General features: G+C 70.8%; 23 protein-coding genes. 13 read left to right on the top strand and 10 right to left on the bottom strand.

What is annotated here, in order from left to right; genetic code table 11:
• Positions 1 to 136 precede the first annotated feature (136 nt).
• Positions 137 to 706, top strand: a complete 570-nt coding sequence (locus AA23TX_RS20140) for a DinB family protein (RefSeq protein WP_155544037.1) — start codon at positions 137 to 139, stop codon at positions 704 to 706.
• A gap of 2 nt (positions 707 to 708) precedes the next feature.
• Here the strand turns inward: AA23TX_RS20140 and AA23TX_RS20145 are convergent, their stop codons facing one another.
• Complete coding sequence (locus AA23TX_RS20145; RefSeq protein WP_155544038.1) at positions 709 to 1,923, bottom strand: FAD-dependent monooxygenase; 1,215 nt, start codon at positions 1,921 to 1,923, stop codon at positions 709 to 711.
• Between the two features lie 76 nt (positions 1,924 to 1,999).
• On the opposite strand from AA23TX_RS20145, the gene AA23TX_RS20150 reads away from it, so the two are divergent.
• Positions 2,000 to 2,533, top strand: coding sequence for a TetR/AcrR family transcriptional regulator (locus AA23TX_RS20150; protein ID WP_155544039.1), 534 nt, complete (start codon positions 2,000 to 2,002; stop codon positions 2,531 to 2,533).
• On the opposite strand, the gene AA23TX_RS20155 is transcribed toward AA23TX_RS20150, so the two are convergent.
• From AA23TX_RS20155 to AA23TX_RS20170, 4 genes are all read right to left on the bottom strand, one after another.
• Positions 2,530 to 4,152 carry an acyl-CoA dehydrogenase family protein gene (locus AA23TX_RS20155; protein WP_155544040.1) on the bottom strand — a complete coding sequence of 541 codons (1,623 nt, stop codon included), beginning with the start codon at positions 4,150 to 4,152 and terminating at the stop codon, positions 2,530 to 2,532. The genes AA23TX_RS20150 and AA23TX_RS20155 overlap by 4 nt on opposite strands.
• A complete protein-coding gene (locus tag AA23TX_RS20160) occupies positions 4,136 to 4,741 on the bottom strand; it encodes a TetR/AcrR family transcriptional regulator (RefSeq protein WP_155544041.1) in 606 nt (201 codons plus the stop codon). Before AA23TX_RS20160 ends, AA23TX_RS20155 begins: the two co-directional genes overlap by 17 nt.
• 39 nt (positions 4,742 to 4,780) lie before the next feature.
• Positions 4,781 to 5,374, bottom strand: a complete 594-nt coding sequence (locus tag AA23TX_RS20165) for a DUF1345 domain-containing protein (RefSeq protein ID WP_230862582.1) — start codon at positions 5,372 to 5,374, stop codon at positions 4,781 to 4,783.
• Between the two features lie 97 nt (positions 5,375 to 5,471).
• Complete coding sequence (locus AA23TX_RS20170; RefSeq protein ID WP_155544042.1) at positions 5,472 to 6,029, bottom strand: helix-turn-helix domain-containing protein; 558 nt, start codon at positions 6,027 to 6,029, stop codon at positions 5,472 to 5,474.
• A gap of 41 nt (positions 6,030 to 6,070) precedes the next feature.
• On the opposite strand from AA23TX_RS20170, the gene AA23TX_RS20175 reads away from it, so the two are divergent.
• From AA23TX_RS20175 to AA23TX_RS20195, 5 genes are all read left to right on the top strand, one after another.
• Complete coding sequence (locus AA23TX_RS20175; RefSeq protein ID WP_196425388.1) at positions 6,071 to 6,589, top strand: GNAT family N-acetyltransferase; 519 nt, start codon at positions 6,071 to 6,073, stop codon at positions 6,587 to 6,589.
• A gap of 31 nt (positions 6,590 to 6,620) precedes the next feature.
• On the top strand, positions 6,621 to 7,070 hold the full coding sequence (locus tag AA23TX_RS20180; RefSeq protein ID WP_155544043.1) for an SRPBCC domain-containing protein: 450 nt from the start codon (positions 6,621 to 6,623) through the stop codon (positions 7,068 to 7,070).
• Complete coding sequence (locus tag AA23TX_RS20185) at positions 7,067 to 7,399, top strand: ArsR/SmtB family transcription factor (RefSeq protein WP_155544044.1); 333 nt, start codon at positions 7,067 to 7,069, stop codon at positions 7,397 to 7,399. The genes AA23TX_RS20180 and AA23TX_RS20185 overlap by 4 nt, the downstream gene beginning before the upstream one ends.
• A 12-nt stretch (positions 7,400 to 7,411) precedes the next feature.
• The gene (locus AA23TX_RS20190; RefSeq protein ID WP_155544045.1) at positions 7,412 to 7,852 is read left to right on the top strand and encodes an SRPBCC family protein; all 441 of its coding nucleotides are present in this window, start codon (positions 7,412 to 7,414) and stop codon (positions 7,850 to 7,852) included.
• Between the two features lie 567 nt (positions 7,853 to 8,419).
• Positions 8,420 to 9,382, top strand: coding sequence for a tyrosine-type recombinase/integrase (locus tag AA23TX_RS20195; protein WP_155544046.1), 963 nt, complete (start codon positions 8,420 to 8,422; stop codon positions 9,380 to 9,382).
• Between the two features lie 58 nt (positions 9,383 to 9,440).
• Here AA23TX_RS20195 and AA23TX_RS20200 read toward each other — a convergent pair whose 3' ends face one another.
• Positions 9,441 to 9,812: a hypothetical protein gene (locus AA23TX_RS20200; RefSeq protein WP_155544047.1), complete on the bottom strand. Its 372-nt coding sequence runs from the start codon at positions 9,810 to 9,812 to the stop codon at positions 9,441 to 9,443.
• A 66-nt stretch (positions 9,813 to 9,878) separates the two neighbouring features.
• On the opposite strand from AA23TX_RS20200, the gene AA23TX_RS20205 reads away from it, so the two are divergent.
• The gene (locus AA23TX_RS20205) at positions 9,879 to 10,670 is read left to right on the top strand and encodes a glycerophosphodiester phosphodiesterase family protein (RefSeq protein WP_155544048.1); all 792 of its coding nucleotides are present in this window, start codon (positions 9,879 to 9,881) and stop codon (positions 10,668 to 10,670) included.
• Between the two features lie 3 nt (positions 10,671 to 10,673).
• Here the strand turns inward: AA23TX_RS20205 and AA23TX_RS20210 are convergent, their stop codons facing one another.
• Positions 10,674 to 11,342: a transglycosylase family protein gene (locus AA23TX_RS20210; RefSeq protein WP_155544049.1), complete on the bottom strand. Its 669-nt coding sequence runs from the start codon at positions 11,340 to 11,342 to the stop codon at positions 10,674 to 10,676.
• Between the two features lie 245 nt (positions 11,343 to 11,587).
• Here AA23TX_RS20210 and AA23TX_RS20215 point away from each other — a divergent pair, with 245 nt between their 5' ends.
• The 3 genes from AA23TX_RS20215 to AA23TX_RS20225 all read left to right on the top strand — a co-directional run bounded on the left by AA23TX_RS20215 (position 11,588) and on the right by AA23TX_RS20225 (position 14,404).
• Positions 11,588 to 12,988, top strand: coding sequence for an MFS transporter (locus AA23TX_RS20215; protein WP_155544050.1), 1,401 nt, complete (start codon positions 11,588 to 11,590; stop codon positions 12,986 to 12,988).
• A 77-nt stretch (positions 12,989 to 13,065) separates the two neighbouring features.
• Positions 13,066 to 13,830, top strand: coding sequence for a thymidine kinase (locus AA23TX_RS20220; RefSeq protein ID WP_196425389.1), 765 nt, complete (start codon positions 13,066 to 13,068; stop codon positions 13,828 to 13,830).
• Positions 13,831 to 14,056: 226 nt separating this feature from the next.
• Positions 14,057 to 14,404, top strand: coding sequence for an RNA polymerase-binding protein RbpA (locus AA23TX_RS20225; RefSeq protein ID WP_003081521.1), 348 nt, complete (start codon positions 14,057 to 14,059; stop codon positions 14,402 to 14,404).
• A gap of 99 nt (positions 14,405 to 14,503) precedes the next feature.
• Here the strand turns inward: AA23TX_RS20225 and AA23TX_RS20230 are convergent, their stop codons facing one another.
• Positions 14,504 to 15,118 carry an NUDIX domain-containing protein gene (locus AA23TX_RS20230; protein ID WP_155544051.1) on the bottom strand — a complete coding sequence of 205 codons (615 nt, stop codon included), beginning with the start codon at positions 15,116 to 15,118 and terminating at the stop codon, positions 14,504 to 14,506.
• 48 nt (positions 15,119 to 15,166) lie between these two features.
• Here AA23TX_RS20230 and AA23TX_RS20235 point away from each other — a divergent pair, with 48 nt between their 5' ends.
• Positions 15,167 to 15,922, top strand: a complete 756-nt coding sequence (locus tag AA23TX_RS20235; protein ID WP_155544548.1) for a DeoR/GlpR family DNA-binding transcription regulator — start codon at positions 15,167 to 15,169, stop codon at positions 15,920 to 15,922.
• On the opposite strand, the gene AA23TX_RS20240 is transcribed toward AA23TX_RS20235, so the two are convergent.
• Positions 15,849 to 16,640: a PIG-L deacetylase family protein gene (locus AA23TX_RS20240; protein ID WP_155544052.1), complete on the bottom strand. Its 792-nt coding sequence runs from the start codon at positions 16,638 to 16,640 to the stop codon at positions 15,849 to 15,851. The genes AA23TX_RS20235 and AA23TX_RS20240 overlap by 74 nt on opposite strands.
• A gap of 35 nt (positions 16,641 to 16,675) precedes the next feature.
• Here AA23TX_RS20240 and AA23TX_RS20245 point away from each other — a divergent pair, with 35 nt between their 5' ends.
• Entirely contained in the window at positions 16,676 to 17,422 is a 747-nt protein-coding gene (locus AA23TX_RS20245; protein WP_155544053.1) for a class I SAM-dependent methyltransferase, read from the top strand.
• Here the strand turns inward: AA23TX_RS20245 and AA23TX_RS20250 are convergent.
• Positions 17,409 to 18,176, bottom strand: coding sequence for a polyprenol monophosphomannose synthase (locus AA23TX_RS20250; RefSeq protein ID WP_155544054.1), 768 nt, complete (start codon positions 18,174 to 18,176; stop codon positions 17,409 to 17,411). The two genes, AA23TX_RS20245 and AA23TX_RS20250, sit on opposite strands and share 14 nt — an antisense overlap.
• Between the last annotated feature and the right edge of the window lie 18 nt (positions 18,177 to 18,194).

Here is an 18,194-nt window from a genome sequence, read left to right on the forward strand (position 1 = left end):
TATCCAGGGTGATCCCCCTTGTCTCCTGTCCGCTACGGCGGGGTGACCGCCGGGCCACTGGGGGTGCGGGCGCGCGAGGCTGCCTCCTCGCGCGCCCGCCCGGTTTCTGTCGGTGCCCGGCGCTGGCGTGCGGGCCATGGACGCCATTGCCGCCGATCTGCACCGGTACCTCCAGGAGGAGCGCGAGAGCGTGCTCGCGTCGTTGTCCGGGTTGAGCGAGTACGACATCCGCCGTCCGATGACGCCGACGGCCACCAACCTGCTGGGCCTGGTCAAGCACCTGGCCGGCGGGGAGCTCGGCTACCTGGGCGACTGCGTCGGCCGCCCGGCCCCGGTCCGCCTGCCGTGGGTCGAGGACGGCTCGATCTGGGACAGCGCCGACATGTGGGCCACCGCGGAACAGTCCCGCGAGGAGCTGGTCGAGCTGTACCGGACCGCGTGGCGGCACACGGACGAGTCGATCGACCGGCTGCCGCTGGACGCGCCGGCGTCGGTGCCGTGGTGGCCGCAGGAGCGCCGCGCGACGACGTTCGGCTCGCTGCTCGTGCGGGTCACCGCCGAAACCGCGCACCACGCGGGGCACGCGGACATCGTGCGTGAGCTGATCGACGGCCGCGGCGGCGCCGACCGGGAGGACATCGGCGACACCGCCTGGTGGGACACGTACCGGGCGCGGGTCCAGGGTGCGGCCGAGCGGCACCGCTGACTTCAGGCCACCGCGGTCGCGGCGTAGTCCTTGACCCGCATCGAGTCGTGCATGCGCACGCCGCCGGTGTTGAGCTTCGCCAGCGCCGTCGTGATGCCGGCCGGCAGCGCGGAGACCAGCTGGCCGCCGCGCGCGAGCGCCCACACCCCGGCGCGGGAGCCGGGGATCAGGCTCCGGGCGGCGCCGACGGCGAACGCGCGGCTCTTCCGCACCAGCTCGCCCATTTCCCTTTCGTAGGCGGCGAAGGCGCGTTCGTGGTCGCCGCCCGCCGCGGCCAGCTCGCCGGCCAGGACGTAGGCGCCGAGCACGGCGAGGCTGGTGCTGCCGCCGACGGCGGGACCGGGGCAGTAGCCGGCGTCGCCGACGAGCGTGACGCGTCCGCGTGACCACGTGTCGAGCCCGAGCTGCGTGATCGAGTCGAAGTAGAACGGCCCGGGGCCGCTCAGTTCGGCGAGCCAGCCGTCGACCTGGGGGTGCATCCCGGCGTAGGCCTCGCGCAGCAGCTCCTGCTGCCGCGCGACGTCGTGGTGGTGGTAGTCGAGCTGCTCGTCGCGGCGGAACAGGAACACCGCGCGGGCCTCGTCGAGGTGCCGGGCGCTGTAGACGCCGGCGGTGCGCCCGGGGCCGAGGTGCAGCACGGTCTCGCCGTCGCGCAGGCCGTCGATGTCCGGCAGGGAGAGCACGGCCAGGTAGGCGCCGATGAACTTCGTCAGGCCGGCTTCTTCGCCGAAGACGAGGCGGCGGACGTTCGAGTGCAGCCCGTCGGCGCCGACGACGACGTCGAACCTGCGGGGTGCGGCGTGCTCGAAGGTGACGTCGCCGTCGGGGGAGAGGGCGGTGATCGAGTCGCCGAAGAGGTACTCGGCGTCGTCGCGGCCGGCGTCGTAGTAGATCTCGCTGAGGTCGTCGCGCATGATCTCGGCGTGCCGGTCGGAGGTCGCGCGGTAGATCTTCGTCAGGTCCACCCGCAGCGGGCGGCGCGCGCCTTCCCGGTGCAGCGTCATGCGCGTGGTGCCGGTCTTGAGGGCTTCGACGCGGGGCAGCACGCCCATCTTTTCGGTGATGTCCATGGCGGGTCGGAACAGGTCGACGGCGTGGCCGCCGGTCTTGCGCAGCGCCGGAGCGCGTTCGACGACCGTGACGTCGAAGCCGTAGCGAGTGAGCCAATAGGCGAGCACCGGACCCGCGATGCTGGCGCCGGAGACGAGAATCCGCATGAGTACCTCCCTGACTTAACGGTAGGTAAGTTGTACCACAGTCTTTACCTATCGTTAAGTCAGTTATGCTGGGCCGGTGCCGAAACCCTCCGACACCAAGCAGCGCATCCTCGACGCCGCACGCGACCTCTTCACCACCCAAGGGGTGCAGCGCACCAGCCTGCAGGACATCGCCGACCGGCTGGGCATCACCAAACCCGCGCTCTACTACCACTTCCCCTCGCGCGACGACCTCGTCCGCAGCATCGTCGCGCCCATGCTCGACGACGGCGAGAACTTCCTCCTCGCCCAGGAAGCGCGCGGGGACGCGCCGGTGCGCGAGCTGATCGAGGGGTTCTTCGACTTCAACTACCGCCACCGCGCGGACGTGATCATGCTGCTGGCCGAGATGCCGACGCTGGCCGACCTCGGGCTCATCGACCGCGTGCTGGCCTGGCGCACCCGGCTCACCGCGCTGATCTGCGGCCCGTCGCCGACCCTGGACAAGCAGGCGCGCGCGATCCTGGCCCTGGGCGGCCTGCAGGACGTCTGCATGCAGTTCCCCGACTCCCCGGTCGAGGAACTGAAAGCCGCGGCGGTCGCCGGGGCGCTGGACGCCCTCGGGCGCTAGCGCACCGCCGCGCGGTCGATGATCGCGCCCGTGTCGACCCCGGGGGGCAGCGTGCCGAACGCGATGCCCCAGTCACTGCCGAAACGCGACGCGCAGAACGCGTCCGCGACCGCCGGGTCACCGTGGCGGACCAGCAGCGATCCCTGCAGCACCAACGCCATCGACTCGACCACCCGCCGCGCCCGGTACTCGATCGCGTCGAAGTCGGTCAGCTCCTTGCGGACGCGGCCGACGGCGTCGTCGAGCCGCGCGTCGCCGCCGGCGGCCTGCTCGACCTCGGCGAAGAAGGCCGCGACCGTCTCCGGCTGCTTGCCCATAGCGCGCAACGCGTCCAGCGCCGCGACGTTGCCCGAGCCCTCCCAGATCGACGACAGCGGTGCCTCGCGGTAGAGCCGCGGCATGCCCGACTCCTCGACGTACCCGTTGCCGCCGAAGCATTCGAGCGCCTCAGCCGCGTGCACCGGCGCCCGCTTGCACACCCAGTACTTCGACACCGCGAGCCCGAGCCGCCGGAACGCCTGCTCCTGCTCGTCGTCGCGCCGGTCGCCCGCCGCGGCAAGCCGCATCGCCACCGTCGTCGCCGCCTCGGACTCGACGACGAGATCCGCGAGCACGTTCGCCATCAGCGGCTGGTCGACCAGCGCCTTGCCGAAGGCGTGCCGGTGGGTCGCGTGGTGGACCGCGCGGACCGCGCCCAGCCGCATGCCGGACGCGCTGCCGAGCGTGCAGTCCAGACGGGTGTTGTTGACCATCTCGATGATGGTCCGGACTCCGCGGCCCTCCTCGCCGACGAGCCAGCCGACGGCGTGGTCGTACTCGATCTCCGACGACGCGTTGGACCGGTTGCCCAGCTTGTCCTTCAGCCGCTGCAGCCGGATCGGGTTGAGGGAGCCGTCGGGCAGGACGCGGGGGAGAAGGAAGCACGAAAGCCCACCGGGCGCCTGGGCCAGCGTCAGGAACATGTCCGACATCGGCGCCGAGGTGAACCACTTGTGCCCCACGAGGGTGTAGCTGCCGTCGGCGCTCGGGGTCGCCGTCGTGGTGTTGGCCCGGACGTCGGAGCCGCCCTGCTTCTCGGTCATCGACATGCCCGCGATCAGGCCCCGCTTGGTGCTCGGCTCACGCAGGCCGAAGTCGTACTCGGTCGCGGCCAGCAGCGGCTCGTACCGCGCGGCCAGCTCCGGGTTGGCCCGCAGCGCCGGGATCGCCGCGTAGGTCATCGAGATCGGGCAGCTGTGCCCGGCCTCGACCTGCCCCCAGACGTAGAACTTCGCCGCACGGGCCGCGTGCGCACCCTCGCGCGGGTCCCGCCACGGCGTGCCGTGCAGGCCGTGGGAGACCGCGACGGTCATCAGGTCGTGCCAGTACGGGTGGAACTCGACCTCGTCGATCCGGTTCCCGTACCGGTCGTGCGTGCGCAGCACCGGCTCGTTCTCGTTGACCACCCGGCCCCACTCCTGGGCCTGCTCGCTCCCGGCGAGACGGCCCAGCTCGTGCAGCTCACCGGCCGCCCAGTCCGCGCCGGCGCGCTCGAGCCCGGCCAGCAGCGCGGGGTCGTCGGCGACGTCGTGGCCCTGCAGCATCGGGACCTGGTTGGTGACCTCATGCGTGGCGGGCATCGGAACCTCCTAGAGCGCGGACGACGAACGTGCGAAGCTCGGCGACGTCACCGGCGTTGCCGCTGGTCAACGGGCCGATCAGGACTTCCGCGGCGGCGCCCACCAACGCGGCCGCGGTGAGCCGGCCGTCCTGCGGGGGCAGCGCGCCATCCTTGACGCCGGCCGCGACGTGCTCGGCGACGACGTCGGTGAACGCCCGCCGGAACTCGAGCCGTTCGGCGTCGATCCGCGCGTCGACCGGCTCGGCCAGCAAGGCGTAGGCCTGACGGGGAGCTTTGAGGGCGCGCTGGGCGAACGTCTCGAACACGGCCAGGACCCGCTCGGCGGGCTCGCCGGGTCGCGCGGACGCGGCCCGGACGGCCTCGACCTCCCGCGTCACGACCTGCCGGAAGACGTGCACGACCAGGTCGGCCTTGGTGGGGAAGTGCCGGTAGACGCTGCCGACGGCCACCCCGGCCCGCTCGGCGACGGCGGCGACGGAGCAACCGCTGTAGCCGTGGTCGGCGAGCTGTTCGGTCGCCGCGGCGACGATCGTCTCGCGCTGGGCGTCGAGGCGTTCCTGGACCTTCGGGGTGCGGCGGTAGGGCACGTCAAGAAGTGAAGCACTGATTCATTGCTTCAGTCAACGCTACTTCCCGGTGATCACGCCGACCGCGATCCCCAGGATCGCCGTGTTGTAGACGAACGCCACCACGCTGTGCGTCAGCACCGTGTACCGGATCGAGCGCGCCTGAACCTCCACATCGGACGTCGCGAACGACGTCCCCACCGTGAAAGCGAAGTACGCGAAGTCCAGCAGGTTCGGCCGCTCCGTCGCCGGGAACCGCAGCCCCGGTCCCGGCGCGGCCCGGTAGTGCAGGTGCGCGTAGCGGTCGGCGTACCCGAAGTGCAGCAGGATCCACGCCGCCAGCACCGCCGGCACCGCGCTGATCTGCAACACCGACGCGTACTCGCCGTCCTCTTCGGCGATCACGTTCGCCACCAGGATCAGCGACCCCGCCGACATCCCGACGACGCTCACCAGCAGCGTCGCCGCGAAACTCGACCGGCGGCCCAGCAGGCTGTGCAGCCACGCCGGCTCGCCGTCACCCGCCAGCCGATAGCGGCGGACACGCAGGAACCGGGTCGCGATCACCGCCACCGCCAGCACGTCCCACGCCAGCAGGAACACCACGTCCAGCCCGGTGTCCGGCGCGATGAGCCAGCCCAATCCCAGCAGCACCAGCAGGAACTCCGCACACTGTAACCAGATCCTCCGAAGACGACGCACGGCGCGAAGCTAACGGTCCCCGCCCGCGACGGCACGCCGGATCACCTGGTCAGGTGGCCCGCGGCACCAGCGCGACCAGGTACCGGCAGGGCCGCGACCCGGGGTTGGCGAACACCCGCTCCGGCGCGGTCCCCAGCTGCAGGCAGTCCCCGGCGTCCAGCTCGTGCACCTCGGTGCCCTCCCGCATGCGCAGGTGCCCGTCGAGCACCCAGATCTGCTGGTGCAGGAACGCGCTCGCGAGCAACGGCACCTCCGCACCCGCGGGCAGCTCGATCTCGACCAGCTCCAGCGGACGGCCGGCGGCGGGGGAGACCGCGCGCCGCCGGTAGCCGGTGTCCGGATCGACCCACACCGGCTGCTCGGCCGCGCGCACCAGCCGCCGCTCGTCACCCTCGGCCCGCGCGATCAGCTCCGACAACGTCATCCCGAGCGCCGCCGACAGCTTCGCCAGCAACGCCGCCGTCGGCTGCACGTCGCCACGTTCGATCTTGCCGATCATCGCCCGCGACACCCCGGACGTCTCGGCCAAGGCGGCCGCCGAGAGACCGTGGGACGTCCGCGCCGCGTGCACGGTGGCGGCCAGTCGGGCGGTCAGAGGGTCGGTCATGAGTTGATACTATACGACCCATTCTGGCTACCATGTGAGCCATGTTGATCCGAGACGCCACTCCCGACGACGCCACCGCCTGCCTCGCCATCTACGCGCCCTACGTCACCGAGACCGCCATCTCCTTCGAAGACGAACCGCCCTCCGTCGCCGAAATGGCCCGCCGCATCACCGACGCCCATGCCTGGTTCGTCCTGGAAGGCGAAGTCCGCGTCGCCGGATTCGCCTACGCCCACCCCTTCGCCGAACGCGCCGCCTACCGGTGGTCGTGCGAGACGAGCATCTACCTCGAACGCGGCCGCCGTCGCACCGGCGCCGGCCGCGCCCTGTACGAAACCCTCTTCGAACGGTTGCGGGACAAGGGCTTCTGCCGCGCCTTCGCCGGCATGACCCTCCCGAACGACGCGAGCGCCGGCCTGCACCGCGCCCTCGGGTTCGAGCCGGCGGGCGTCTACCGCCGGGTCGGCTGGAAGCACGGCGCGTGGCGTGACGTCGCCTGGGTCCAGAAGGACCTTCACGCAACCGATGGTTGCGCATCGCCGCCGGCCCCGCTAACGTGACACGCAACCAAACGTTGCACAAGGAGCCGACATGGAACACGGAACCCTCGACCGCGAGATCCACATCGACGCCAGCCCCGACGTCGTCTTCGACGTCGTCAGCAGCCCCGAACACCTCCGCGAATGGTGGCCCGACGAGGCCGAGTACCCGGTCGAGCCCGGGGGAGACGGCCGCATCGGCTTCGGCGGCAGCTGGGTCCGGTTCACCGTCGTCGACGCCGTCCCCCCGAAGCTGTTCTCCTTCCGGTGGACCCACGAAGCGGGGGAGACCGCCGCACCCGGCAACTCGTTCCTCGTCGTCTTCGAACTCGAGCCCACGGCCGGCGGCACCCGCCTCCGGATGACCGAGACCGGCTTCCGCGAACGCGGCTGGGACGAAGCCAAGATCGCCGCCGAATACGCCGACCACGCCAGCGGCTGGGACCACTTCCTGCCCCGCCTGCCCGGGTACGCCGTCAAGGTCGGAGCGACGACCCGGTGAGCACCGCAGTGGACGACGACCTCTGGTCGGCCATCGGCGACCCCATCCGCCGCCGCATGCTCGACCTGCTCCTGAACGAGGGCAGCGCGACCGCGACCAGCCTGAGCGAGCACCTCCCGGTGACCCGCCAAGCCGTCGCGAAACACCTCACCGTCCTCGACCGCGTCGGCCTCGTGCACGCGACCGCCGCCGGTCGTGAGAAGCAGTACCGCGTCGACGAGGCGCAGCTGGCCCGCGCCGTCGCCCAGCTCGCCGACGTCGGCGCCGCCTGGGACGCCCGGCTCCGCCGCATCAAGCGCATCGCCGAAACCATCCAGAAGAAGCTCTAGAGAGGCACGACCATGGACATCTTGCACCGCATCGGCATCGAGAAGGCCACACCGGAAAAGGTCTACGAGGCGATCACCACCCTCGACGGCCTGTCGGACTGGTGGACCGAGAAAACCGTGGGGGACACCGAACTCGGCGGCGTCATCGCGTTCCGCTTCATCCCGGGCGGGTTCGACATGAAGGTCATCGAGCTCGACCCGGGCCGGCTCGTGCGCTGGGAGGTCGTCGACGGACCGCCGGAGTGGATCGGCACGACGATCCGGTGGGACCTCGAGCAGCGTGGCGACTACACGATCGTCCTGTTCAAGCACGAAGGCTGGCGCGAGTCGATCGAGTTCATGCATCACTGCAGCACGAAGTGGGCGATCTACCTGATGAGCCTCAAGCAGCTCGTCGAGACCGGGGAAGGTGCCCCGAGCCCGCGGGACGTGATGATCAGCGACTGGCACTGAGGTTACTTGACATAATGTACATTATCGGCACTTGGGGACACGCTGCGACGGAGAGCCAGGAGGGGTGCCAGAGCCGGATTCCCCGGGAGGCGCGTTCGGTTCGTCAGGACGGCTCCTGCTGAGGTTTCGCCCCCCGCGTTCTCCCGCAGCGAGCCCCAGACGGCTCTGAGGGCGCCTTTCGGAGGGCGCAGGAGCGTCCCCTGGGGTCAGGAGGTCGATGTGCCGCCACTCGACCTTAAAACGTCACGGTGACGAAACTATGGGTCAGTGAACCTGGCGTCAGACCGATCGTTGGTGAGAACTGCGCCGCGGAACCTTCTGATTGCCGACCGACCCCCGGCGTCCCGGACACCCCAGAGCGTCGCGGCGCTCGAACATATGTGCGCATCCCCGTCGCGTACGCCGGAAAGGGCGGATTCGGGCCTCGAATCGGCTTCGGCAGGATCCGGGATCCCCCAGGGGGTCATTCCGGACTAAACCGACATTTCATGCATAATCCCCATTATGCATGAAATGAGAGGTGACCCGGCGACCGGAATTGTCGGTGCTGTGCTGTAGAAGATCCACATGAAGGTTTCCGAGGCCCAGCAAGCCTTCTTCGCGGCCCGCCGGCCCCGCAAGGACTCTCCGCACACCACCGACGCCTACCGCCGCGATCTCGCCGGGATCACCACTCTCCTGGTTTCGGAACTGGGCCGCCCGGCCGAGGACCTGGACGTCACCGACCTGACCGGGCCGGCGCTGCGGGCGGTGTTCGGCGTGTTCGCCGACGGGCACGCGAAGAGCTCGGTGCTGCGCGCCTGGTCGACCTGGAACCAGTTCCTGACGTTCTGCGTGGCGGACGGGCTGCTGGAGGGCAATCCGATGGGTGCGGTGGCGCGGCCGCGGACGCCGGCGTTGACGCCGAAACCGTTGCGGGGTGAGGAAACCCCGGAGCAGCTGCTGTCGGCGGCGGCCGCGGGTTCGCGGCGCGCGCGGGATCCGTGGCCGGAGCGGGACGTGCTGGTGATCGCGCTGGGGCTGGTGGCGGGGTTGCGGGCGGCGGAGATGCGGGCGTTGACGGCGCGGTCGCTGGTGGGGCGCGCGGGTGAGCTGCGGTTGCACGTGAGGGGGAAGGGCAGCCGGGATCGGTCGATTCCGGTGCAGCCGGTGCTGGCGGAGCTGATCGAGCGGTACCGGGAGTCGTGCCGGGTGCGGTTTTCGAGTGTGCGGTTCTCCCCCGGTTCGCCGTTGTTGCTGGATCGGGCGGGTGAGCCGATCGGGCGGGGTGCACTGGAGTACTTGGTGAAGTCGTGTTATCGCGGGGCGGGGTTGCACGATCGGGTGCCGGCGGGGGCGAACCTGCACGCGTTGCGGCACACGTTCGCGACGAGGCTGGCGGAGGACGGGGCGACGGCGTCGGAGATCATGGCGTTGCTGGGGCACGCGAGCTTGGCGACGAGCCAGAACTACATCGAGGCGACGGGTCGTGAGCAGCGTGCGGCGGCGGCGAGCAACCGGACGTACCGGGCGTTGGACGGTTTGAGCTGAGGCAGGCTCCGGCTGAAGCGACTGACTGGCCGCAGAGGTGCGGCGGAGGCGTTCGGGGTCAGCGGAGTTGTTCGAGGTCCTTGGCCGCGCGGGCGATGTCGGCGGCCAGGCCGCGCAGTTCGCGGGGGTCGGCGCCGTCGTCGGCGGCGGTCACTATGTCCTCGGCGGCGCACCGAAGCTGGAAGAGCCGGTCCTGGAGGGCGGCGATCTCGGTGTCGGAGAGGACCACGGCGTCTTCGGGTAGTCCGCTTCGCTGCAGTGCGGTGCGGCGTTCGTAGGCGCGCTGGCGGCAGGACTGGCCGCAGTACCGTCGGCGCCGTCCGACGTTGCCCGCTTCCGGGAGGCGGCGGCCGCACCAGCCGCAGTGCTTCGGGGCGCCGCGGCGGGCGGGGACGGGTTCGAGCTGGGTCAGTTCGGCGGCTTCCCTCACCCCGGAGACCCTAGCTGGCCACCGGTTGCTCATGCCGGGGTCATGGCGGAAGTGCACACTTGAGGGATGCAGGCGTCGTTTCCGTACCTGGCCGATCCGCTCCCCCGTGCTTTCGCGCACCGGGGGTGGCACCTCGACGAGCTCGACGGGCTCGAGAATTCGCTGCCGGCTTTCCAGCGGGCGTGCGCGGAGGGGTATCGGTACCTGGAGACGGACGTGCACGCGACGGCGGACGGTGTGGTGGTGGTGCACCACGACGCGAACCTCGACCGGACGACGGACGGGTCGGGGGCGATCGCGGCGCAGACGTGGGAGCAGCTGAAGAACGTCAAGGTCGGGGGGAAGGCTCCGCTGTCGCGGCTGGAGGACGTGCTGGAGGAGCTGCCGAACGCTCGGTTCAACGTCGATGTGAAGGCGGATCGGGCGGTGAGGCCGTTCGTCGAGGTGCTGGAGCGGACGAAGGCCCATGACCGGGTGGCGGCGGCGGCGTTTTCGGATGCGCGGCTGGTGCGGTTGCGGAAGCTGGCGGGGCCGAAGCTGGTGACGGCGATGGGGCCGCGGTCGGCGTTCGCGCTGTGGGCGCGGGGGAAGCTGCCGCTGCTCCCCCTCGGGCGGCTGGTGCTGGGGGCGATGGCGCAGGTGCCGGTGCGTCAAGGTGCGTTGCGAGTGGTGGACAAGGCGTTCCTGTCGATGGCCGGGCGGTCCGGGATCGAGGTGCACACGTGGACCATCGACGATCCGGCGGAGATGCGGATGCTGCTGGATCTGGGGGTGCATGGGATCGTGACGGACCGGCCGGACCTGTTGCGCGAGGTGCTGATCGAGCGTGGGGCCTGGCGGCGGTCGCAGGAGTCGTGAGCGTCAGCGGGGTGGTTTGCCGGTCCAGGCGGCTTCCCAGGTCTTGGGGCCGAGCAGTCCGCTGTCCTTGATGCCGTTGGCGCGCTGGAGGTCGAGGACCGCGGTGCGGGTTTTTTCGTAGTAGCAGCCGGTGCCGGTGAAGCCGTAGCCGAAGGCGTTCATGCGGAGCTGGAAGGCCTTGAGCGGGGCGGCGCAGTCGCCGAAGGCGTAGACGACGCCGGGCCACGGCGGTTTGCCGCCCGGGGGCGGCGGGGTGGGTGCGGGGGCCGGTCCGCCGCCGATGTAGGCGGAGTCGGCGTAGGTGGGGACGCGCTTGCTGCGGGCGTCGGCGTCGCCGGTGAGCTTGAGCATGCCGGCGCACTGCCAGGGTTGCCAGCCGCGCATGCGGTAGAGGTAGAGGGCCCGGTAGTCCTGTTCGGCGGGAGCGGCCTGGTCGGGGCGGCCGGCGCCGCCGACGCTGCGCCAAGTGGGGAGGTCGAACTGGTAGGCGCCGTAGTAGCCGTTGCCGGTGTTGGTGGCGTAGCGGCCGCTCGACTCGCACATGCGGAGCTTGGCCCAGGCCGTCGACGCGGGGTCCGCGGAGGCGAGAGCAGGGACAGTGAGCTGCAGACCCATGGCGGCGATGGCGAGAAGGAGGATTCTCGCGACGGTGCGTCTCCGGTTCTGGATCATGGAAGCACAGTAGAAGCGTGTCCCACTGACCACAAGGGACACACTGCTCGCCTGAGTCTCACACGAAACACTGTTCACACGAGTCAGCGACACGCCGTGACGGGCCGCGCGGTGCGTGACCCGGACGTGGCGGATGATCACGAAGCGACAAAGCGGACACGGTTCGGGTGGTCCGGTCCCCCGGGTCCGGGCGCGCCAGTAGTCTCCGCGCTGACCTGCTGGTTTTCGAGGTGAAGGAGCCGTGGATGACGCTGGCCGGGACGCGCTCGACCAAGCGCGAGCGCTGGGGCTGGTATTTCTACGACTGGGCCAATTCGCCGTTCTATTCGTCGACGACGACGGTGTTCGGCGCCCTTTCGATGAGCTCGATCGCGGCCGAGGACGCGAAGTCGAACTTCACCCTTAACGGGGACAAGGCTTGCCTCGACGCGGCCGGCAAGGCGGACACGCTCCACAACTGCGACGTGACGTTGTTCGGGCTGCACTTCCCCGCCGGTTCGGTGTGGGGGTACCTGCTGTCGGTGGCGACGGTGGTGCAGGTGCTGGTCCTGCCGATCGCCGGCGCGGTGGCCGACCGCAGCCACAACAAGCGCCGGATCCTGGGCGGGCTCGCGTTCCTGGGTGCGGCCGCGGCGGCGGCGATGTTCTTCTTCGCCGGGTCGGACTGGCAGCTGGGCTTGGTGCTGTTCATCATCGCGAACATCGGCTACGGGGGTTCGCTGGTCGTCTACTACTCGTTCCTGGTGGACATCGGCGGGCCGGACGAGCGGGACGCCATCTCGGCGAAGGGCTGGGCGTTCGGGTACCTGGGCGGCGGGCTGGCGCTGGCGTTGCAGCTGGGGTTCTACCTCGGGCACGACACCTTCGGGGTGAGCCAGGGCACGGCGGTGCAGATCTGCTTCCTGACCTCGGGGCTGTGGTGGGCGGCGTTCACCATCCCCGCGGTGCGGGCGCTCCCCCGCCGGCACACGCCGGTCGACGTCGTGCCCGGGTCGTCGGTGCTGCGTGCGGGGTTCGCCGAACTGCGGCAGACCATCGTCGCGGCGAAGGCGTATCCGTTGACGCTGGCCTTCCTGGGCAGCTACCTGGTCTTCACCGACGGGATCAACACGGTGGTGACGGTGTCGGCGCAGTACGGCAAGGACGAGCTGGAGTTCGGCAACGAGGTCCTGATCGTGACGATCCTGGTGATCCAGTTCGTCGCGTACCTGGGTGGCACGCTGCACGGGCTGGTGGCGCGCCGGATCGGGGCGAAGCGGACGATCCTGGGCAGCCTGGTGCTGTGGGTGGTGGTGCTGGCCGGGGCGTACTTCGTACAGCCGAAGCAGCTGGTGCAGTTCCTCGCGGTGGCGGTCGGGATCGGGTTGGTGCTGGGCGGAACGAACGCGTTGTCGCGGTCGTTGTTCAGCCAGATGATCCCGGCGGGCAAGGACGCCCAGTACTACTCGCTCTACGTCGTGGGTGAGCGGGGGACGTCGTGGCTGGGTCCGCTGCTGTTCGCGGGGGTGGGGCAGGCGACGGGGTCGTTCCGGCTGGCGATCATCGCGCTGGTGATCTTCTTCGCGGCGGGTCTGGTGCTGGTGTGGCTGGTGCCGGTGCGGCGGGCGATCGTGGCGGCGGGCAACACGCCGCCGGAGGTCCTGTGACCTTGTGACGTGGCCTGTTCGGCTGTCACGCGGGGCCGTCCTGGACGAACGTCCAGACACCGATAGGGTCGGCTGTCGTGACCTTGTTGAACGACCGGGCCGCCGGCCCCGATCCGACCGACGCCCTCTCGTCGGTTCCCGCGGCCGGTTCGCGCCGCGGGACACCGCCGGTGGGCAGATTGAAGTTCTGCTACGGGCCGATGGACTGCGGGAAGTCGACGCTGGCGCTGCAGATCGACCACAACCACGCGCGGCAGGGGCGGCGGGGCCTGGTGCTGGTGCGCCACGACCGTTCGGGTGCGCCGCAGATCTCGAGCCGGATCGGGCTGAGCCGGCAGGCGGTGGAGGTCGGCGAGGACACCGACGTGCGGGACCTGGTGCGACAGGAGTGGGCGCGCGGGCAGCACGTGGACTACGTCGTGGTGGACGAGGCGCAGTTCCTCTCCCCCGGGCAGGTCGACCAGCTGGCGGAACTGGCCGACGAGGTCGAGATCGACGTGTACTGCTTCGGCATCGCGACGGACTTCCGGAGCCGGTTGTTCCCCGGGGCCGCTCGTCTGTTCGAACTGGCGGACGAGCTGCAGCCGGTTCAGGTGGAGGTGCTGTGCTGGTGCGGGCTGCCGGGACGGTTCAACGCGCGGGTGCTCGACGGTGAGGTGGTGCGGGAAGGGGACACCGTTGTGGTGGCAGATACCGAACAATCCGTAGTTGAATCTTCAGCTTTGGCCGGTTTTGAGGCCGAAAACGCTACTGTGCGTTATCAGGTATTGTGCCGCCGCCACTTCCGATCGGGTGACTTGGGGCCCGTTACTGGTCGTCACGGTCAGTTACGGTTGACCTGACATGGGCCCCAGTAGCCCATCCGGGGGATATCAGCACTAAGAAGGCCGTATTGACGTCACGCCGAAGCGCGAAACGCCTCCTACTAGAGGAAGCTGATGCCGTTGGGTGACGCAGCTCATCGTGAGCAACGACATGGCAGCCCGGGAATCCTCGGGGGCCCCAAGTCGTTGCATAGGGTGAGCATCACCCAGGCTCCACCCGGAGCTGACTGAAAGGACCCCCATCATGGCCGACCGTGTTCTTCGTGGAAGCCGGCTGGGAGCGGTCAGCTACGAGACCGACCGCAACCACGACCTCGCCCCACGCCGCACCGTGCGCTACGCCTGCCCGAAGAACCACGAGTTCGAGGTGCCGTTCTCCGACGACGCCGAGATCCCGACGGTCTGGGAATGCCGCCTGCACGGCAGCGAGTCGGAGATCGTGGACGGCGGGCAGCCCGAGCAGAAGAAGGTCAAGCCGCCGCGCACCCACTGGGACATGCTGCTCGAGCGGCGCACGATCCCCGAGCTCGAGGACCTGTTGAACGAACGTCTCGCCGAGCTGAAGGGCCGGCGGACCTCCCGGTCCGCGTAACGCCCGTGAGCGTCGGCCCGTAGCCACCGCTCCCACCACAACGGAAAGGCCCCCGCCACCTCCCCCGGCGGGGGCCTTTCGCATGCCCGGAGGGTGCGGCTAGTCCGCTGCGTCGCGGAACGGGCCCCGCAGGGCTGCCCACTGGAGCAGCATGATGGTCTTCGCGTCCGCGATCTCCCCCGTCTCGATCATCTTCAGGGCCTCGGCGAACCGCAGCTCGACCACCTCGATGTCCTCCCCCTCCTCCGCGATACCACCGCCCTCACCACGGTCGGCCGGGTCGTAGGGCGCCGCGTAGCAGTGGAGGCGCTCGGTCACCGAGCCCGGGCTCGTGTAGACGTCGAACACGTGCTCCAGTTCGCCGAGGCGGACGCCGGTCTCCTCCTGCACCTCGCGGCGGATGGCCGTCTCCGCGTCGTCGGCGTCGAGCAGGCCCGCCGCCGTCTCCAGGAACATGCCGTCCGGGTGGTCGTTCACGTAGACCGGGTAGCGGAACTGACGCGTCAGCAGCACCGTCCCGCCCGCCGGGTCGTAGAGCAGCACGGTCGCCCCGTTGCCGCGGTCGTAGGTTTCGCGCTGCTCGGTGCTCCAGCGGCCGTCGCCGTGCCGGTAGTCGAACGTCGTGCGACGCAGCACGTACCAGGCCGAGGAGAGCACTTCGACGTCGGTGACGCGGACGCGCGGGTTGCGGGACGGGCTTGGCAAGGAGGTCATCCCCCGACCATAATGTGCATGACTCGGCAGAAACAAGGAGGACTGTGCATGCTGGTCGGCGAACGCCGTGAACTGCTGCTCGCCCGGCTCGCGGCCGACGGCAAGGTGCTGGCGAAGGACGTCGCGGCCGAGCTCGGCGTCTCGGAGGACAGCATCCGCCGCGACCTGCGCGACCTGGCCGCCGCCGGGCACTGCCAGCGCGTCTACGGCGGAGCGCTGCCCGTCTCCCCCGCCGTCGCCGACTACGCGAGCCGGACGGCGATCGCCGTCGACGGCAAGGGCCGTGTCGCCGCGCTCGCCGCCGGCCTGGTCCGGCCGGGTTCGACCGTCATCCTCGACGGCGGCACCACCACCCTCGCCGTCGCCAAGGCCCTGCCCGCGGACCTCGAGGCCACCGTCGTCACGCACAGCCCGACCGTGGCCGTCGCCCTGCTCGACCACCCGAGCGTCGAGGTCTTCCTGCTGGGCGGGCGGCTGTTCCGGCACTCCGCGGTCACCTGCGGCGCCGCCGCGGCCGAAGCCGCCCAGTCGATCAGCGCCGACGTCTTCCTGCTCGGCGTCACCGGCGTCCACCCCGACGCCGGGCTCACCACCGGCGATGCCGACGAGGCCGCGATGAAACGCACCCTGGCCCGGCGCGCGGCCGACACCTACGTGCTGGCCAGCGCCGAGAAGCTCGGGGCGGCCTCGCGGTTCACCGTGCTGCCGTTCGCCGACATCGCCGGAGTCATCACCGACGCCGACGACTCCGACCAGAACGTGCAGAAACTTGCAACGATGGGCGTGGAGATCCGGACCGGCTGACCTCGACGTACCACTCCCGGCCCGCCACGAGCGCGAACACCGGCGCCGGCAGCCACACGAGCACCCGCAGAACCGCCGAGAGCCGCCCGCGGCCGCGTACGTCGGACACGTGCGCGGCGAGCGCCGCCTGCTTGCGCCCGGCGAACCGCCGCACGTCGAAGCGGTGGGTGATGGCCGAGGACGGGCTGTACAGGCGGCCGAGGACGGCGCTGTCGTACGCGAACGGGATCCGCAGGGCCCGGACGAGCCGGATGACGACCTCGCGCGGCATCGTGGCCTCCAGCAGCCGCGTCCCGGTCAGCCGGGCCGCCCGCCGAGCCACGTCGTGCACCTTGACGTGGTCGCGGTGGCCGTAGCCACCGTTAGGGTCGTAGCCGAGCAGCAGGTCGGCCTTCTCCTCGTGCAGCACGGCGGCGAGCCGGTGCGCGGCTTCTTCGGTGTCGGCGCGGGCGAAGCGCTGCCGTCCGGGCGGGTCCGGGTACAGCTCGGGCCCGTGCCCGCTGTCGGCGTACCCGAGGTGCACGACGCGCCGGACGCCGAGGATGGCCGCGCTCGCCTCCAGCTCCCGCCAGCGCGGGGTCGGGGAATCGGCGTCCATGCCGTCGGTGGCCACGACGACCACCACCCGGTGCCCGTCGGCCGCCGCGCGGGCGAGGGTGCCGCCGCTGAGCAACACGGGGTCGTCGGCGTGGGCGTGGAAGGCCACGATGGTCGTCATCGGCCCCATGATGGCCGATGACGGGAGAAGACGGCATGAGTGAGCACCGGGTCCGGTTCGCGGCGCTGTTCGACGCCGAGGTGCGGCCGCACAACGAGCGGTTCCGCGCCGCGGCCGCCGTGGCGCCGGGCGAGGACGTCCTCGACGTCGGCTGCGGCACCGGCGAGTCCACCCGCGAAGCCGCGCAAGCGGGGGCGACCGCGCTGGGCGTCGACGTCTCGGAGCAGGCGATCGCCAAGGCCCGCGAACTCGGCGGGGCGAGCTTCGAGGTGGCCGACGTGCAGACCTTCGAGCTCCCGGCCGCGGGGTTCGACGTCGTGCTGTCCCGGTTCGGGGCGATGTTCTTCGCCGACCCGCCCGCCGCGTTCGCCAACCTGGCCCGTGCGCTGCGGCCGGGCGGGCGCCTGGTGCTGCTGGTGTGGCAGGAGCGGGCCCGCAACGAGTGGTATTCGGTGCTGCACGACGCCGTCGCCCCCGGCACCACCCCGCCGCCCGCCGGGCCGCACTTCTCCCTCGGCGACCGGGACCACACGCGCACGGTGCTCGAAAACGCCGGGTTCGGCGACATCGAGTTGACCGAGCTGCGCGAACCCGTCTGCTACGGCCCCGACGCGGAGACAGCGGCCGAGTTCGCGCTCGGCCTCAAGGACGTCCAGGAGCTGGGGGCCACCGAGGAGTCCGCGACCCATCTCCGGGACGCCTTCGCCGCGTACGAGACCCCGGACGGCGTGGTGCTGGGCGCCCGGACGTGGATCGTGACCGCGCGGGTCAGCGCCGCTTGACCAGGCGGCGCAGCTGCTGCCAGCGGCGCTCCGCGCCCCAGGTGGCCACCCGCAGGAACGCCTCGCGGATGATCGAGCCGCTCATCTTCGACTCGCCGATCTCGCGCTCGGTGAAGGTGATCGGCACCTCGACGATCTCGAACCCGGCGTCGGCCGTGCGGACCGTCAGGTCGATCTGGAAGCAGTAGCCGTGCGAGTTGACCTCGTCCAGGGCCAGCTTCTCCAGCACCGGGCGGCGGTAGGCGCGGAAGCCCGCGGTGATGTCGCGGGTGCGCATGCCCAGCGCGATCTGCGAGTAGATGTTCGCGCCGCGCGAGAGGATCTGGCGGTTGACCGGCCAGTTGACCACCGCGCCGCCCGGCACGTACCGCGACCCGATGGCCAGGTCGGCGTCGCCGACCGCGTCCAGCAGCCGGGGCAGGTCCTCGGGCGCGTGCGAGCCGTCGGCGTCCATCTCGACGATGGTGTTGTACTCCCGCGCCAGGCCCCAGCGGAAGCCGGCGATGTAGGCGGCGCCGAGGCCGGCCTTCTCGGTGCGGTGCAGCACGTGGACGTGGTCGTTGGCGGCCGCGCGCTCGTCGGCGAGCTCGCCGGTGCCGTCGGGGCTGCCGTCGTCCACCACGAGCGCGTGCACGTCCGGGAGTACCTTCTGCAGGCGATCCAGGATCGGGCCGAGGTTCTCCCGTTCGTTGTACGTCGGGATCACCACCAGCACCGGCTCGATTCCCCGGGCCCCCCGCGGCGCCTGCGACATCCGTGCTCCTCCGATATC

Origin of the sequence: Amycolatopsis camponoti, assembly GCF_902497555.1 — a bacterium.
GTDB classification, from domain to species: Bacteria; Actinomycetota; Actinomycetes; order Mycobacteriales; family Pseudonocardiaceae; genus Amycolatopsis; species Amycolatopsis camponoti.